This window comes from Mesorhizobium sp. A623 (assembly GCF_054489405.1).
Map to the genome: position 1 here is coordinate 54637 of NZ_JBTMXB010000021.1, position 16148 is coordinate 70784.

A 16148-nucleotide genomic window follows, 5' to 3' on the forward strand; every position below is an offset into this window, starting at 1 on the left:
ATTTCAGGCCGCCAAGGTGCTTGGTTCCAGTGACCGTGCCGAAAAAGGGGGTGTCGGCGGTGCCGCCGACGTCGCTGATTACCTGGTCATCCAGCCAATTCGCCGCGTTGTCCTCATTGACGTAGTCCGCCGCCGTGAAGGTACGATGTCGCCGCCATCCACCTTCGCGTAGTCGGTTCCGTTGACCGTCGCCCAGCCGCCGAGGCTAGCGCTGGTCGTGGTGAAGCTGCCGCTCGCCGGCAAGGCGAAGTCGACCAGGCCGCCGGTGCGGGTGATCGCTCCGAAATTGACGGTCATGGTTCCGCCGGCGCCCGACGTCGCGGCGATCTGGTTGCTGCCGGCCGTGACGTTCAGGCCCCCGAAATTCTGGACGTTGGCGGTGCTATCCGCGCCGATGATGTCGAGCCTGCCGCCGGCCATGTTCAGCGTCGAGGCGGCGGCAATAATATTGGACGCGGGGGCGCCGGACGCCGAAAAATCCAGCGCGAGGCCGCCGCCGTTCAGCGACGTATCGCCCGTATAGGTGTTGGCGCCGCTCAACGTCAGCGTCCCAACTCCCGCCTTCGTGAGACCGCCGCTGCCGGCGATGTCGCCGGCATAGGTCGTATGGTCCGTGGTATCGACCGTGAGCGTTCCCGCGCCAAGCGCGATCGCTCCGCCGGTGCCTTCCAACGACGGCGCCGTAAAGTCGAAACCACCCAGGTCGAGCGTACCGCCGTTGACGGTGATGACGGTGATCGTGCCGAACGCCGAGGCGTTGACGGCACGCAGCGTGCCGTCTTCGACGACTATGGCACCTTCGCGCGTATTGGTGCCGCTGAGCACCCAGGTGCCCGCGCCGTCGCTTATGAGGTCGCCCGTACCGCTGACGACACCGGAAAGCGTGTTAATCCCTGCAAAACTGCCACCAAGAGTAAGTCCATCGTTGGCGGCGGTGCCCAAATCGACCGCACCGGAAAGTGTCAGGGCGCCACCGCCATCGTTGAGGATGCTTCCCGATCCAATTGTCCACTGGCGATTGCTGCTCCCACCAATGCCGGTATAGCTCAAAGTACCGTTGTTCGCGATCGAGATGGCGCCACTGCCGGCACCGAACGAACTGGCGGATCCAATGTCCGCGACCGTCGAGGCGTTGACCGTGATGGTGCCGATCCCGGTTGTGCCGGTAAAGGTGTTGGCATCGCCTAGCGTAATCGACCGACCGGCACTCCCGCCAAAGCTGTAATTGAGCCCACTGAGTACACCCAGCAGTTCGATATCGGCACCTTCAGCATTAAAACCGCTTCCACCCGAACTATCCACGTTTCCGGTGATCGAGAGCGTTCCCGTGCCGCGATTGCGGATAAGCGCTGCGCCCCCGTTGAGATCCCAGTTGCGGTTGGAGCTGTCGCCGTCACCGAGATAGATGACGTTGTCGGAATACTGGCTCGACTGGTTGAATACGATTGTGCCGTCGGCGACCGTTGTGGGAGCGCCGAGTGAGCTCGCTTCGTTGAGATTGCCGATTGAGGTGAAGTAGCTAGAGGCGACGCCGTTGGTTCCGTAGAATGTCGTGCTGCCCGTATAGGTGCTGGCGTCGTTGCTCAACGTGCCGCCGGCCGCCAGCCTGACATCGCCATTGCCTGTAACGAGCGCGGAGCCTGCGCCGCTCCCGGCCAAGGTCAGTATACCGCCGTCTCCGATATTGACCGTACGGTTTGTGCCGGCCCCTGCGATCGACAGCGTGACGCCCGCGCCGGCTGCCGTGAAAATATCGTTGCTTGCGGCACCCAGGGCGGCATCGCTGCCCGCGTTGATCCTGCCGGCGTTGAGATTGATATCACCTGTGAATGTGTTGATCCCATAGAGCGAGAGCACACCCGCGCCCGCCTTGGTCAGGCCGGACGAGCCTGCGATCACCGAATTTATGATGACCCCGGTGTTGCTGCCAATCGTCGAAATCGTCGGCGTCACACCTCCCAGGGTTAAGACACCACCGCTCAGCGTGTAGCCGCCGAGATTGAATGTCAGGCCACCTGCAGTGATCGGTGAACCCAAGGTCACCGTGCCGGCAGTCCCGCCGAAAATCGCGTTGTCGGACGCACTGTTGCCCCAGGCGGTATAAGGGCCACTGACACCGTCGTCGCTCGGGCTCCATGTCTGCGCGGTCAGATCCCACGCACCCGCGCCGCCATATCCGGGCGTCGTCGCGTTGGGATCCCAATAGCGGTCCGCGGCAGCTGCGGAACCGACCGTCAAACCCGTCGCAAGCAATAGGGGAAGAGCACGGCTAGCGGCCGAGGTCACGATTTCGGCTACATTGGGGGCAAAGCTCGCGACCGCGCCCTTCCATTTGGTCATGCGCCCGCCGCGCAGCACGCGCGACCAGGCGGGGACGCCATGCGACCTATCCGATGAATGGTTTTTCGCGACAGAGTCCCGCTTCCGAATGTCTCGCATGCGCCCGCAACCCTTTTTCAAATGCAATTCGTGCTTAGCCGGCCGCCTGTTTTAGGAGGCATTCGCCGGCGCCAAATGTCCGTCGGTCATTGAGGTTTGGGTAAGGAGGTATCCAGATAGCCCGCAGCCATCCGCAAATGAAATCGACGTCGAGCGCCGCGCTTCGATGAACTGAGCATTTTCCCCCCTCGCGATGGCGGATCTTCCGAGGCGGGGGCGGTTCGTTCTGGGCATCTCGCCGAAACCAATCGGGCTCCAGCGGCGCATCGATACTCAGGCGCACCCCGGCCCAGTTGATTCGCGTATCAAATGATTGGCACGTTTCGCTGCACGCGTATTTCAAGATAGTCCGGTAAGTATCAGAAAAGTCCGATGATTTTCCCCCTGATCGCCCTTACGGTTACCGTAAAGTAAGCGAAACCTGTCGAGTGGAGTGCTTTCAGTAGCCGAATTCGTGCGAAATTCGACTTTGCGAATCGGCCACGTAGGATTTGCAAAAAAAGTGATAGAGCACGAGCGACATCGACACTTTTTCGTGATCGAACGCTTTGGCGAGCGATTACGCCAAGGACGATCCGGTGGCCCAGCAGGCTAGAAGTTCAAACGCCGCCGTGAGCGAAGCGACAGGCGGAACCAAGGCTGGGTCCGTAAACGCTTGCTATGAAGTCCGCCGTTCAGGGCAGGCGCCCCGGATACAACTCCCAAGTTGATCCGAGTTTATCCTGAAGCGGCGAGAGCCATGTTTCGTAGTTTTTCCACAAGCCGATCCCTTCGTCATTGATAGGTCTGCGAACCTGCTCGGCGCTTGGCGTGTAGACGGGCCTGAGGTTCTCGTGGAAACGTAAGCATGCCTGATCGAACGGCAGATTGAGATACTCAAGCAGTCGCCTCACCTCGCTTTCGAAGTCGTTTACCAGGCGTTCGAAATAGACCCGATGGATCGTACTCGGCATTGCCGCGTCAAAATGGGAGAGCATCCTGACATAACTGAGGTAATTATGAGAAAGATCATCCAGGGTGTTTGGCACGATGGTCTGGGCGTTGAAGTATGTCGTAAAATTTGAAAAGCAACACGGAGCTGGGTGGCGCCGGATATCGATAATCCTGGCCTTGGGCAGGATAAGGTGGATCAACCCGACATATCGCCAATTGGACGGCATCTTGTCGGTGAAAAAGGGACGTTCGCTCTTTTTGCGTTGTCGGACAGAGGACATATAGCTTTCTCCGAGCGCATGGAGTTCGTCAGCCGACAGGTTCCCCACTATCTCAAGCCATGACGCATTCGGCCGGCCCTTGCGCACCACCCGCGCTACAATGTTCTGAAGGTCGAACAGTTCTCCCAGACCTTCCACCATCGGGTGGCTGGCGAGGATCTGTTCGAGCAACGAGGAGCCGGAGCGAGGCATTCCGATAATGAAGATTGCGTCGGACCCACCGGATGCCGCGCTTGAACGTTTGGCCAGGAACGCGGCCGTGAACAGAGCCTCGGTTTTGCGAACGAGGTTATCGATGGCCTCGGCGTCATAAGGAATAAGCCTGTGACGGATTTCTTTGGCGCTCTGATAGTGACGGAATGAGTGTTCATATTGTCTGCGCTCGCCGAGCGCCTTGCCAAGCGTAAAATGGAGATGAATCCGCTGCAGGTCATCCGTGGCACCGTGCAAGGCACAATCCAACCGGGCAATGTCCTGATCATCGAGGCGGATTTTCCGCAGATTGGCCAATCCAATCCACGCAAATCCGCTCGCAGGATCAAGCTCCAGTGATTTCCGGTATGCCGCAGCTGCTTCCTCAACGCGCCCTACGATCTTCAGCGCATCACCGTAATTCAGCCAGGGCACTGCAGCTTCGGGCGCTCGCTCCACCAATTCCTCATGGATCGGCAGAGCATTCTCCACGCGCCGCTCCGCGGTGAGAATGGAACATTTGAGGGAGAGAGCCCAAAGAGGTCGGGACCGGCTTCCAATAACATGATCGATCAGCGCCATGGCTTCATCAGCCCGTCCGAGACGGCAAAGCAGCGAGGTGAGATCGACATGCGCCAGGGCGTAAGCCGGCGCGATCCTTGTCGCTTGCTTCAGCAACTTCTCGGCATCGCTGTCATAACCGGCTGCGGTTGCCACTCGTGCCAGAGTCAGCAAAGCTTCGATATCTTCGGGATCGGCCGCGAGGCGGTCACGGGCCAAAGCCTCGATTTTAGCGAGATCGGTGGTGGGCAGAGTGTCGTCCCCCTTTTAGCGAGTTTCGTATCAGTCGTTCGAGGGCAAACACAACTGATGTCTAGGACAAGCGCCACGCTTTAAGGATGACATAGGGAGCCCTTACTTGAAGGAATGTCCGGTGGGTGGGGCGTAGGGGCTTTGAGGCTCCGGTTACTGAAAATCCCGTGTTTTCACTTTGATTTCTTCGATATGGGCATATGGATCGACCAGGTTTCCGGCCTTGGGCAGGCTGGGCGGAAGTGGGAATGACGTCTCCCGTCTGCCGATGCTGGCGAGCTCTGCGGAGAGATCGAGAATCTCCTGCGCAACGATGTGCACGACATCACCCTCGCGCTGCACGCGGCCCTTCACGCCAATCATGCCGGAGCCGAGCACGATACGGCGAAATTTCTCAAAGACCTTGGTCTAGACCACAAGATTGGCGACGGCGGTCTCGTCCTCCAGCGTGATGAACATGACGCCCTTGGCAGAACCTGGTCGTTGGCGGACGAGGACGAGACCAGCAACATGCACCCAGCGACGATCACGGCACGCGACAGCCTCGGCGCAGGTTATGATGCGCCTGCCGGCGAGTTCTGCGCGCAGAAACGAGACCGGATGCGCGCGCAATGTCAGGCCGAGATGGCTGTAATCCTCCAATGCTGACGGGCTTGTTCCCAGTCGGAAAGGGCATCACGCCTGCTCGGCGTGAGCCTATCCTCACTGGACGACCTTGGTCGGACGCCAGCAATGCATCAGTTGGCGCTCTTCTAGTCTAGATTAGCGTAACGGCTTTTACAGTGGCAAAAAGCTGTGCAGCGCCGGCGGCGCGCTAACGCTCCAACCTCACCCTCAGGCGGCGGGCGCGTTCCTTGAATGCCTCCTCCCCTCCTTCAAGGATGTCGCACACCTGCCGGCGCATTTCGGCGTCCTCCAGTCCCCCAGAGACATATGTGATCGGCGGCAGCTCGCCGGGGCTATGCGTTCCGGCGCTTGCAACAATGATCTGGTCCGCGTCCGAGTTGATCACGAGATTCGCGTTGTGCGTCACCATGATGACTTGCCGTTTGGCCTTGGCCGCGATGAACAGGCTGACGAGCTCATCGAAGATTGATTTGGGATCGAGGTTTTCCTCCGGCTGGTCGATGATTAGCGGCCGGTGATCGCTTTCATCGAGCGCCAGGTAAAGGAGGAGCAGGACGATGCCCCGCGTGCCCGGTGAGAGCTTCGTGATGTCCGTACCCTCGTAGTCGATGCTGTATTCGATCTGAATATGGTCGGTGCTGAAAAGCCACTTAGCAAAGCGCATGAGCCAGCTTCGGTAGCCGGTTGCGTCATTGGCGGGCACGTTCGCGACTGCCAGCAGCTCGTCCTGCCACGCATCCGTGAAATGCTGAATGGCCGCACCGACGGCAGCGACGTCGCCCGCTTCCCAAGCCTTGCGGAGATTGACGTTCGCCCATTGCTCGATCGATCCCTTTCCCTTGAAATCGCCAGCGCGTCTCAGATCGAAAAGCTTCTCGCCGAGCGAGGCCCATTGTTTGACATCGGCATGCCGGGTCGCGGAGAAGGAGAGCTTCTGCAGGGTGCCTTTAGCGCTCTGAAGCCGGTCGACCAATGGCTGGTAGAGGTCCCGCAGGACTTGCTCCTCGGCGATGATCGACCCGAACACGCGAAGATAGGCTTCCCGCCGCTGCTTGCTCAGATCGGCCATGCGCATAGCGGCCCCCTCGCAATCGGCTAGCGTCTGGCGCGTGGTCTGGATTTGCGTGTTTTCCTCGGCGATGCGCTTGATCAGGCCTCCAAACTTTCTTGCGGTTTCGCTGTCGATGTTGATGAGCGCCTGCAGATGTGTCGCTTCCGCCTCGAGGACCGTGAGTGGCATCCTCTCCGGGTCGGCATTCTCGGCAAGGTAGGACTGTTCTTGTCCGCTAAGAGAGGCGGAGGCACGCCCCGCCAGGACGCGGCGTTGGTTCGAGCCGTCTCGAGCTTGGCCGAAAGGGCGACATCAACATCACCATGATATCGGAGCAGGAAGTCCTGCCAGTCAGCGTCCTCGAGCCGAGCAGCGACGAAGCTCGACTTCGTTTGCCGCAGGGCCTCGGGCGCCTTGTTCTGGCGAAATGCCTTGACCTCGTCCTGCAGGGCGAGAAGCGAACTTTCCTGGTTCGCGAAGAAGCGAACGTAAGAGCGAACCTTTTCTGCAGCATTGGCGATAACGGTCAGCCGGTCGGCGCGGGCTTCACCTCCCTTCACGATGAGCTTGTCGCGATCCGCTTCCAGCCCCTTCACGATCAGCTCCTTCTGACCGATCTGCTGCTTAAGACTCGGCACCTGACGCCTTTTTCCCCTTTCCTCGCCGATCTGATCGGAGAGAGTGGCGATAGCCTCCTCCTCACGCTGGCGCGCGAGGCGAAAGCGAGTGGCGCGAAGACTGAGAAGCTGATCGAACCGGAATGTCCCGTCCTTATCGGGATGAGCTTCGAAGATTACCCGCTCGATTTCTCCGAGGAGCGCGTCGGTCATGCCGTTCGCCGAGCAGAGTTCCTCGACGAACTTTTGCGAGAGGTAACGCGCGCGCGGGAACCGCCCGTCCAGCTCTGGGTCGTACTCATAGTCGAGCAGTTCGCGTTCGGAAGGATCTCCGCTGCCCCACTGCAACTGCACGCTGGCCCCTTCGAGCAGGTGTCCGGCACGAACGAGGAAGGAGGCGGGACTGAGATGTTCGGACGCCGCATCGCAGCCGGCGGCGATTGCATCGGCCAGCGCAGTCTTGCCGGATCCGCGAGGGCCGATGATCGCTACGAGGCCGGGATTTAGCTCGACCATAGGCGTCGCGGCCCATTCTGCATTATTTATAGTAACGCGCGAGATCACCTGGGCGGGAGTCGCACGGGTCGGCGGCGCCGCGCCGACGAAGGCACGACCGGCGGGATCGATGACCGCCTGGCGTAGCGTGTCGAAATGCGGCCCGCCCTTTACCCAAGAATAGCGATCGCCGTCGGGAGCACCGATTTTTGCCGTTTCATGTGCATCGCTGCCATGCAGACAGGGTTTGAGCGCTCCATAGCGGGCCCGTATCTCGTCCGGGGGCGCGCTGCTTTTACGACCCAGCCAAAAATCTCGTTGGCTAACGCTACTGGCGAAGATGATATGGGCGAATCTCTCAACTTCCTGCCGCTGGGCGCCGTCGGATTCGCCCCGCATACCGGATGTCCCGTCATGCTCACTTCCGGCGACAGCGACCAGAATGTTGTCCTTGGCCCAATCGATGGCCCGATAGAGCTCAGCCAACTGTTCGAAGCTGACCTTGAATTGCGTCGCGCCACAGGTAAGCGCGGCCCGCCCGGAAAGGCTGGAATCCACCTTCGCACCGAGGCGCGTCAGGTCGTCGGGCGTGCAAGCGAAACGATCTCCCAAATATTCAAACGTCAGCTGCGCTAGGAAACGCTGGGTCGCTCCGACGTGGTCGGCATCCTGCGGATTAATCAGAAGATGGCAGTTGACCCAATTGCCTTTGACCGTGCCGAAAGCGAGGCGCAACTCCACGTTCGGGAACACGAGGTCCACTCCGGCAAGGCTACCATCTCGATTCTTTGCCTCTCGGATCCGCTCATAGGTGTCGAGCAGGTAGTAGTCAGTCACGCCAAGCGCGCGTATCGCCGGCACCGCCGCCTCAATTTTAGTGAGGTATTGCTCCAAGGTATCCGAGCCACCGAACTGATCGTTGAGCACGGTGCCCGGGGCATGAATATGAGGCTCCCAGCGAAGCCAACGCGAACCTGAATTTCCCACATTCCCCCCCGATCGTCTATAATTTTTGACCGAAACCTATCTTGCCGCGTTAGCCTCGCAGTCCAATCGCCCGCAACCACGAATCGACTTGGCCGAAGGCATCCTGCTGCCATTGCTCGGGCGTACGTCCATCAAGGATATCCGTCTCCGCAACGAATTTGCGGACACTTGTCGCGCCATAGCCCTCGAGCGCATCGAATTTATCCGCGATGTATTGATAGCCTTGAGCGCCGCTCTCGTGTTCGAGCAAGGGTCTGCAAGCTTCGGCCAGGGCTTCGATCCCATCAGGATAGTTTCGGATGCTGTAGTAGATGTCATAAGCATCTTTCTGCTTATGCCGGCCGTTGAGCGCGTAACCTTTCATAGCGAGCAATGCAGGGATCGAGCAGACTGCCACCTCAACACGATTGGTCCCGCCTTCCGGCATATCGCCCGTGATCGCGACCAGTTGATAAAAGCGCAACGCGAGATCCGCCCCGTCGGCTCGCTGGACAGCGAAGTCTGTCAGGATTGGTGGACGGTTTTTCACGATCTCCGCATCACGCGGCATCAAGAAATCGACGACAATGTTGATAGGCGCCCCTCCATCATCGAGGGGAACCGCGCGCACAAGTTGGAAGCGCCGGAGTTCCTCACGCTGCTTGTACCCGTGTCCCATCAAGGCTTCGACCAAAGAGACGTACTCGCCGTCCCCCAGCGCTTCGGCATCGAGTCCGAGATCGACGTCGAGCGTTCCAACGTGAGGCATGTCTTCATTGTCGAGAAGTAGCCAAGGAACAGCGCCGCCGATTACAGCGAACTTGCCTTTGAAGCTGCCCAGGATTTGACCGATCTCGACCAGAACACCCTTCACCGCTCTTGTCGTGCGGTCTTCGTAATCTGCCGCAGACTGTGGGTCGGGCGTGACTATTTTTGCCATGAAAGGAGTTCCTGTCTTAGATGTTCCGCAGCTTCCGCTCCTCGTTCTCCGCCGGCGGAAAGGTCGAGGTAGGTCTGGACGGGGCTTGTGCAGACCACTCCTGAGGCGGGCTCGACGGTATCGTGGAATAGGCCATGATCCCGGAGGACCATGACGATCACATTCGCGCCCGATGCAGCGGGCGACAGCTTCAGAGCATCACGCAGGGCCGTCAATCCGATTGAATCGGCGTAGAAATAGTGGGTGGATATCCGACCGTAGGGCGCCAACCAATGTGCCGCCGAAAACGATGCAAACACCGCGTTGGTGTCTTGCCCGACGCTCAACGTCCCGCGCGCCGCGCTCTCGAGAGACTGGCCATGGAGCGTCGTGTAGAAGCTCAAGCGTTCGCTTGCCGGCGCTTCGTAGACATCGCGCCATGCGTCAAGGAGCACATCGGGCTGCGATAGCCGTAAGCCGTCATCCGTGACCTCGGCCCACTCACGATCAACCAACTCGCTGCGGACGTTGCTCACGTGACCCAGACTGACGTCCGACGCTTGGGAGAGGTCTGCGACGCGCCATGCACGACCAGGATCGCGCAGGAGCGTCCGGAGGACCTGCGCGGATTTTGGTTTGAAGATTGATTTCAGGTTGCGCTGAACAGCGGGCGGTTTTGTATCAACCTGGCGCTCAATGAATACCGTATCGAACGTGACCCGAGCGTTTCCCAGAAAGTCGAGATATCCCACGCCGAACTCGCGGCAAAGCGCCCGCGCTTCCTGGGATAAGTAGGGAGCGATGAAGATCGGAATCGCTGGCGGGTCAAAGCCCTCAGCAGCCTTCTGAAGCTGAAGCAGTGCCGCGCGCACATGGCGCGGCTGACCGACCGGCTTGACTTCGCATGCGAGGAACCGGCGATTCCCATCCAGGCTGAGCTTGGCGAGAATATCGATGCGGGATCCAGGCGGCGTGAACTCGAGTTTCTCCACGTAGAGTACGGGAACGCTACGCAGCAGCGCCCTCAAGGCGTCGGCTGCTCGGATCTCCAAGTAATTCACTTCAACAGGCATTTTCAGCATTTGCTGAAAATGCCGCCTGGAGTGAAAATTGTCAAGCCTATTTCAGGATCGCTCGATTTCAGCAAACGCTGAACAGGCCGATTTGGCTGAAAACGGCAGCGGATGACAGGAGCAGCCATCGTGGAGATCGTCGTCGACGTTTTCGTGCCGCCGGTGGACCCTCATTGTGAGCGGTCGCTTCTTCTCCTCCGCGCCATACTGCTTGCGGGTGATCCGGCGAATGTCCTTGATCACCTTCTCCGCCGACGGCTTTGTCGCTTCCATTTTCTGTCTCATCGTCGTTCCTTTGAAAGGCTACGATGAACCAGAAATCCTCCCCTCTCAATTAGCCCGGATTTGTCTCATTGGTGCTGACGCCGGACAGTCAAGGCCGCTTCATCATCCGGTGTAGTCGGAACCTTGCGCTGTGTGGAACGATGCTGCCCCAGAACTCGGCATGCCCGTCGTTCGGGAACGCCAAGCTCAGCGACAACATGATCCACGCAGGCGCGGCGACGCGCGGGGCTTAGAAGTTTCCCCGTGCAGCTTCCGCCAGGATCATCTTGTCCAGAGTCAGGTCGGAAACGGCGCGCCGAAGACGCGTGTTCCCGTCTCAAGCTCCTTCAGCCGCTTGACCTGGTCGCCCTTGAGCCCGCCGTATTCAGACCGCCAACGGTAATATGTTACTTCCGTCACACCTATCGATCGGACCGCTTCCGCGACCGATCTGCCCTGCGAAGTCAGCACATCAACCTGCCGCGCACTGTGTCGCTTTCTGGCCATTTCTTAAGTCCTCCATCGGCTCAAAAGCCATACATAAGGGAGGATCACCTTTCAGGGGGCAGACCAATTTGATGGTGCGTTGCTGCCAGCGCATGGACGCGCTCGCGGCCACCGCTTATCTCGAGACCGATCTCGCAATAAACGTTACCTTTTACGAGTCGCTCGGCTTCGTCGTGACCGGGCATGAAACTGTGCTTGGCGTGCCAAGCTGGTTCATGACCCGCGCACCCTCGTGCCGTGTTCCGGCCGATCCGCCTGCGTTGCTAGGCGGATGATTTCATGCTTCCTGTGGTATTCGTTCTTAAGATCATCCACTGGTCATCTGAGGAGGGCTCTCTCCGCTTTCGTGTAGGGACCTATGTTTCAGGCTGACTGCCAAGGATATTAAGGTACTGGTCGGTGTTGGGAAACGAGCGTTCCCCGTCTTCTTGGTGCCGATAGGGCATTTTGTCTCTATAAACAGAGACATAGCGCCTCAATTTCGTGACATTCATTAGCTTTATTGCATCTGACTATCGAGTCATCCCTATTTCATAAGATTGCGCCCCAGGAGCTCTTCCGGGGCAGAGGAGGTTTACTGTGCCCACGCTTCGTTTTTGCTCATCATGTGCAGCGCCCCGTCCGCGTTCAGCGGCTCGATGCCCATGGTGCCAACGCAAATACGACATGTTGCGAGGATTGCCTGAAAACTTGTTTGGTTCGCTACGTGGAGAGAGACAGGCTAAGCAGACCGGCGCCTGAACCGGGCAAACGCCTTCCGTACACTCCAGCTATCCATGATAAAAGGCGGCCCGCAAGAGCCGCCTTTCCATTTCAAATCCCGTTTGACCGTCGCTTAATACGGCGAATAGCACTGCTGCCGTGGCCCATTGTAGGGCTGGAAGGTATTGTCCGAAGCGCGATAGGACCGATACTGACCATAGCACCATTGTACGTGTGCATCACCGCCGCGACGTTCGCGATAGACCGGCGCTGGTTGTGGCTGATTAGCGATCACTCCGCCGATGATCGCCCCTAATCCGAACGCAGCCAGCGGATACCAAAGCCCGTCATTGTGACGACGATACCCATGACGCTTGTTTCGCTCGCCACGATGGCCGTTCCAGTGGCCCCTTCGATTATGGTCTCTCTGAACCCTGTGGTTTCGGTTCTTCTTACGCCACTGGTCCCTGTATTGGACCGTTTGGACGTTCGAAAATGTGTTGACCTGCGGCATCATTGGAGCCGCGACAGACGGGATGGCGGGCACCAGTCCGAACGTGAGACTGAGAGACCCTGCGCAAAGCGCAGACACGAACTTTTTCATTGCAACTCCAATTAGATAAGAGACAAGCATGACTGGTTACCCACTCCTCGCTGAACAAACTATGAACGGTTCGTTCATTGGGTGGTGAAATCCGGCGTCCGACTTATGAGCAGCATTGCTCATCAATCGGCAAGATCGCAGCTGCGCGGCTCCGAACGCCTTTGCCGGCCTGGGCCTGCTTGCCACCGTGGAGCAACAAGAGACGCTTTTGCACAACTATGTAATGTGCGTCGGGTGTCGTTGACGGATGCCTCATGGGTGCACCGGAACTCGAACCGAGACTCGCCTCAAACAACCTCGCTCATACCTTTATTTGCAGAGGTATCTATCCTGCCGCTTAACCCCTTTGGGGTAAGAGGTGGCGGCGGAAATGCACCGGCGTCAAGGTATGCATGTTAGTGCTTCCACTGGAATACGCTCCGCGTGCGGCTTCATGTATCGCGTCACGCATTGTGTCGAAGGCCTTTAGATAGCCTGCCTCGTTTTTCACGGCCCCCGGTAGGATGCTTAGCAATGCTGCCACCTGCACAAAGAAGCGAACCTCGAACATCCCATCGTGAGCGGTGAAATGAACGGATTTCCTGGTCTTGTCATAACTACCCGGTAGCGCTGTTTGGGGAACACATGGCGACGCAGGTCATTGAACTTGTGCGGCATTCGGGCAGTCCTGTCCGGTGGGGACCGCTTCTCTAAACGTCAAAGCCCGATCCCTGCAACAAGGTCCGGTCCAGGTGCCTTCTCACACACTCAGTGATGAGGACCTCCTGCGTGGGACCACAATCGCGACGACCGAGGTCATGCTTTCCGGCAGTCTCAGTGGCCCAGACGGATCCGACAAGCTTCCTGTCGTCATACTCCTTCACGGCTCAGATGGTCCGGGGAGCGGCGCGGTGTGGGCTTGGAGCCGCTATCTCAGCAGCATTGGCATTACTTCGTTCAGCCTTGACAGCTACACCGCGCGTGGCTTGAAGACCGTCTCGACCGATCAGTCGCTGTTCGGTCAGTTCACTCAGATCTACGACACATACAGGGCCGTTGACGCTCTTGCCGCCCACTCGAAGGTAGACGCTAACCGCATTGCAGTGATGGGCTTCTCACGTGGCGGCAACGCGGCGCTCTATTCTGCATTGACGCGCTTCCAGACGTCGTGGGGGCCTAAGAAGGCGCGGATTGTAGCCCATCTGCCGTTTTATCCTGCTTGCAATTTCATGCTGATCGGGGAAACGGAGGTCACGACGGCGCCTATTCGCGAGTTTCACGGCAGTGATGACGACTGGACGCCTGCCGCTCCGTGCCGAGACTACATCGGAAGATTGGCTGCCGCCGGTTATGATGCAAAGATGACGGAGTATCCCGGCGCGCTGCACGGCTTCGACAGCCCGTGCAATCCGGCCCGTTTTTCAGACCGAGACGCCCAGACTTCCAGGAACTGCGTGCGGAAGGAGGTGGATGGAAAGCTGGTCAACGCCGCCACTGGCCGACCCTTCAGCTATTCGGATTCATGCGTCGGATACGGCCCCAGCTCCCAGTACAACGATGCTGGCGCGACCGCATCGCAGGAGGCTGTCAAAACCTTTCTGAGAGACCTGTTCTGGGGCCGCTGACGAGCGGCCCCAGTATCTTTTCAACGTCAGCCGGCATTCGAGTTGCCACGTACATCATGGGCGCTCTCGGCAGCGTCGGTTGTTGCGGACAGGAAGAGTGAAGCCCGGTCCTGCCATAATTAAAATGTCCTGATCTTCACCGCTTCCACCCCGATTCCGGCTTCGGCCAGCGCGATGTGGCAGGCGAGGCTACATACCCGGGAGTCAAATAGAGTTCATCGCGCCAGGTATCTTTCCAGACTGTCGAGCGTCTCGTTCCAACCGCCGAGATGCCCGTCACGCGAGGCTTCCGAATCGAAGAATGACTGATGCAGTGTCAGCCGAGTGCCGCCGCCGTCCGCGTCGGCCAGCGTAACTGTGACTGTCGTCTCATGTCCGGAACGGCCGGCTGCTTCCTGCCACGCATGGGTGAAGGCGATCTTCTCGCCGGGCACAATTTCGATATAGGCCCCGCTCAGCCAGTGATCTTCACCCTGCGGCGAGCGCATGCAGGTGCGGAACTTTCCACCGGTGCGTATGTCGCCTTCGGAGAAGGGGATGGTGAACCCTGTCGGACAGCACCAGCGCTTCAGATGCTCGCCATCGGTCCACACCTCGAATACCAGGGCGCGGGGCGCAGTCAAGGTACGGTGGATTATCAGCTCGGGCCGGACTTCGGCCTTGGTCGTCGGCACGTTCATTTCGTCTCTCCTTCCTGTATTTCCCTGAGGTAATGGTCGAGGTTGTCGAGGCTTTCGTCCCAATAGCGGCGATAGTTTTCAAGCCAGCCGGCAAGGTCGCGCAGGGGTTCGGGTCTCAGCCTGCGCGGGCGGAACTGCGCCTCGCGCCCCTGCTCGACCAGACCCGCCCGCTCCAATACCTGCAGATGCTTGGAAACGGCCGGCATGCTCATGTCGAACGGCGCTGCCAGTTCCGACACCGTGGCTTCACCCCGCGTGAGCCTGGCGACAATTGCTCGTCGGGTCGGATCGGCAAGAGCGGCGAGCGTGAGGCTCAATGGGTCAGCAGGCACACTATTAAACCAATCAGTTAATTAACTACATGGTTTATTATAGAGCGCACCCAGCCTTGTCAAGTCGCCTCATATGCAGGCATTATGGGCCGCGCGTCATCAATCGATCTGTGGCAGCACCAGCCACATTGACGCCGAAAGGGTCGACAGCAAGGCCATCAAGGTGAGCCCGGCAGATGAGGCTATGACAGCGTGCCGCCGCCGTCCGGCCGACGGATTGTGAGAAGAGGACCGCGATGAGCATATACCAAGCGACGCTCATCGATATCGTCACGGCCGGCACGGCGACGACATCGCCATATCCCTGGATTTTCAGGAACAGTCCCATAAAGGCACCCGCGAACAGCGATGCGGTCTGTGGAGACAAGAAAGCAACAGCGGCGCCTTGTACGAGCAGTTCCATCTGCAGCCTTGACGACGACACAGTCGCCACGGAAGGCGCGGAACGGAGCAATCGCCATGCCAGCCAGATCAGGACCACCGCGCCAGCCGCCTGCGCCGCAGGCAGAGACAAGGTCGAGGCCAGATGGACTGCGCCCCAGGCGACGACCACCGTTAGTGCCGCCTACAACTCGTTCGCGCTGTTAGTCCTTGCCGTCTGTGTGTGAATCTGAGAGTTTCGGAGCCGTCTGAAACAGGTTAGGTCGATGCGGTTGGCTCGACCCCCGCAAATCGCGGGTCCTTCCGTCGCATTTGCGGCGGCCCAAGACCTTGAACGCTACGCAATCGTGCGTGGCGACTAGAGGGCTTGGATATGCAACAACAGATTTCCGTCATCACACTTGGCATTACGGACTTGGCCCGCTCGCGTAGGTTTTACGCGGAAGGCTTTGGCTGGACTCCGATCTTCTATAACGACGAGATCATATTCTATCAGATGAATGGCTTCGTCCTTGGGACGTTCAGCAAACCAGCGCTTGAGCAAGATATGGGTCGGACTGGACTTTCTGTGCCGGGCGCATTCTCGCTGGCGCACAATGTGCCTGCGCGGAACGATGTCATCGCCGTGATGGAGCGATTGATAGAGGCAGGCGGTCGAATGATCCGAG

At 59.0% G+C, this 16148-nt stretch carries 12 protein-coding genes and 4 pseudogenes; 3 read left to right on the plus strand and 13 right to left on the minus strand.

Annotation, left to right across the window (positions count from 1 at the left end):
- Positions 1-78: 78 nt before the first annotated feature.
- The 8 genes and pseudogenes from ACX3P1_RS19275 to ACX3P1_RS19310 all read right to left on the minus strand — a co-directional run.
- Positions 79-2340: a beta strand repeat-containing protein gene (locus ACX3P1_RS19275; protein ID WP_459081217.1), complete on the minus strand. Its 2262-nt coding sequence runs from the start codon at positions 2338-2340 to the stop codon at positions 79-81.
- A 773-nt stretch (positions 2341-3113) separates the two neighbouring features.
- Positions 3114-4625, minus strand: a complete 1512-nt coding sequence (locus ACX3P1_RS19280) for a sulfotransferase family protein (RefSeq protein ID WP_459081218.1) — start codon at positions 4623-4625, stop codon at positions 3114-3116.
- Between the two features lie 186 nt (positions 4626-4811).
- A pseudogene (locus ACX3P1_RS19285) lies at positions 4812-5300 on the minus strand (OB-fold nucleic acid binding domain-containing protein); the annotation flags it as partial.
- A gap of 172 nt (positions 5301-5472) precedes the next feature.
- Positions 5473-8435: pseudogene (locus tag ACX3P1_RS19290) on the minus strand (TrlF family AAA-like ATPase).
- A gap of 49 nt (positions 8436-8484) precedes the next feature.
- Positions 8485-9354: a nucleotidyl transferase AbiEii/AbiGii toxin family protein gene (locus tag ACX3P1_RS19295; protein WP_459081219.1), complete on the minus strand. Its 870-nt coding sequence runs from the start codon at positions 9352-9354 to the stop codon at positions 8485-8487.
- A complete protein-coding gene (locus ACX3P1_RS19300) occupies positions 9342-10415 on the minus strand; it encodes a type IV toxin-antitoxin system AbiEi family antitoxin (RefSeq protein ID WP_459081220.1) in 1074 nt (357 codons plus the stop codon). The genes ACX3P1_RS19295 and ACX3P1_RS19300 overlap by 13 nt, the downstream gene beginning before the upstream one ends.
- A 42-nt stretch (positions 10416-10457) precedes the next feature.
- Positions 10458-10691 carry a hypothetical protein gene (locus tag ACX3P1_RS19305; RefSeq protein WP_459081221.1) on the minus strand — a complete coding sequence of 78 codons (234 nt, stop codon included), beginning with the start codon at positions 10689-10691 and terminating at the stop codon, positions 10458-10460.
- Positions 10692-10777: 86 nt separating this feature from the next.
- Positions 10778-11177, minus strand: a pseudogene (locus ACX3P1_RS19310) (transposase); the annotation flags it as partial.
- A gap of 92 nt (positions 11178-11269) precedes the next feature.
- Here ACX3P1_RS19310 and ACX3P1_RS19315 point away from each other — a divergent pair.
- Entirely contained in the window at positions 11270-11452 is a 183-nt protein-coding gene (locus ACX3P1_RS19315) for a hypothetical protein (RefSeq protein WP_459081222.1), read from the plus strand.
- Between the two features lie 560 nt (positions 11453-12012).
- On the opposite strand, the gene ACX3P1_RS19320 is transcribed toward ACX3P1_RS19315, so the two are convergent.
- Positions 12013-12483, minus strand: coding sequence for a BA14K family protein (locus ACX3P1_RS19320; RefSeq protein ID WP_459081223.1), 471 nt, complete (start codon positions 12481-12483; stop codon positions 12013-12015).
- A 337-nt stretch (positions 12484-12820) separates the two neighbouring features.
- Positions 12821-13069, minus strand: a pseudogene (locus ACX3P1_RS19325) (DUF1488 family protein); the annotation flags it as partial.
- Between the two features lie 211 nt (positions 13070-13280).
- Here ACX3P1_RS19325 and ACX3P1_RS19330 point away from each other — a divergent pair.
- Positions 13281-14087: a dienelactone hydrolase family protein gene (locus tag ACX3P1_RS19330; protein ID WP_459081224.1), complete on the plus strand. Its 807-nt coding sequence runs from the start codon at positions 13281-13283 to the stop codon at positions 14085-14087.
- A 215-nt stretch (positions 14088-14302) separates the two neighbouring features.
- Here the strand turns inward: ACX3P1_RS19330 and ACX3P1_RS19335 are convergent, their stop codons facing one another.
- The 3 genes from ACX3P1_RS19335 to ACX3P1_RS19345 all read right to left on the minus strand — a co-directional run bounded on the left by ACX3P1_RS19335 (position 14303) and on the right by ACX3P1_RS19345 (position 15652).
- The gene (locus ACX3P1_RS19335; RefSeq protein WP_459081225.1) at positions 14303-14767 is read right to left on the minus strand and encodes an SRPBCC family protein; all 465 of its coding nucleotides are present in this window, start codon (positions 14765-14767) and stop codon (positions 14303-14305) included.
- Entirely contained in the window at positions 14764-15099 is a 336-nt protein-coding gene (locus ACX3P1_RS19340; protein WP_459081226.1) for an ArsR/SmtB family transcription factor, read from the minus strand. Before ACX3P1_RS19340 ends, ACX3P1_RS19335 begins: the two co-directional genes overlap by 4 nt.
- Positions 15100-15181: 82 nt before the next feature.
- The gene (locus tag ACX3P1_RS19345) at positions 15182-15652 is read right to left on the minus strand and encodes a LysE family transporter (protein ID WP_459081227.1); all 471 of its coding nucleotides are present in this window, start codon (positions 15650-15652) and stop codon (positions 15182-15184) included.
- A gap of 201 nt (positions 15653-15853) precedes the next feature.
- Here ACX3P1_RS19345 and ACX3P1_RS19350 point away from each other — a divergent pair.
- Positions 15854-16148 (plus strand): VOC family protein (locus ACX3P1_RS19350; RefSeq protein WP_459081231.1); only part of this gene is annotated, 295 nt, incomplete at its 3' end.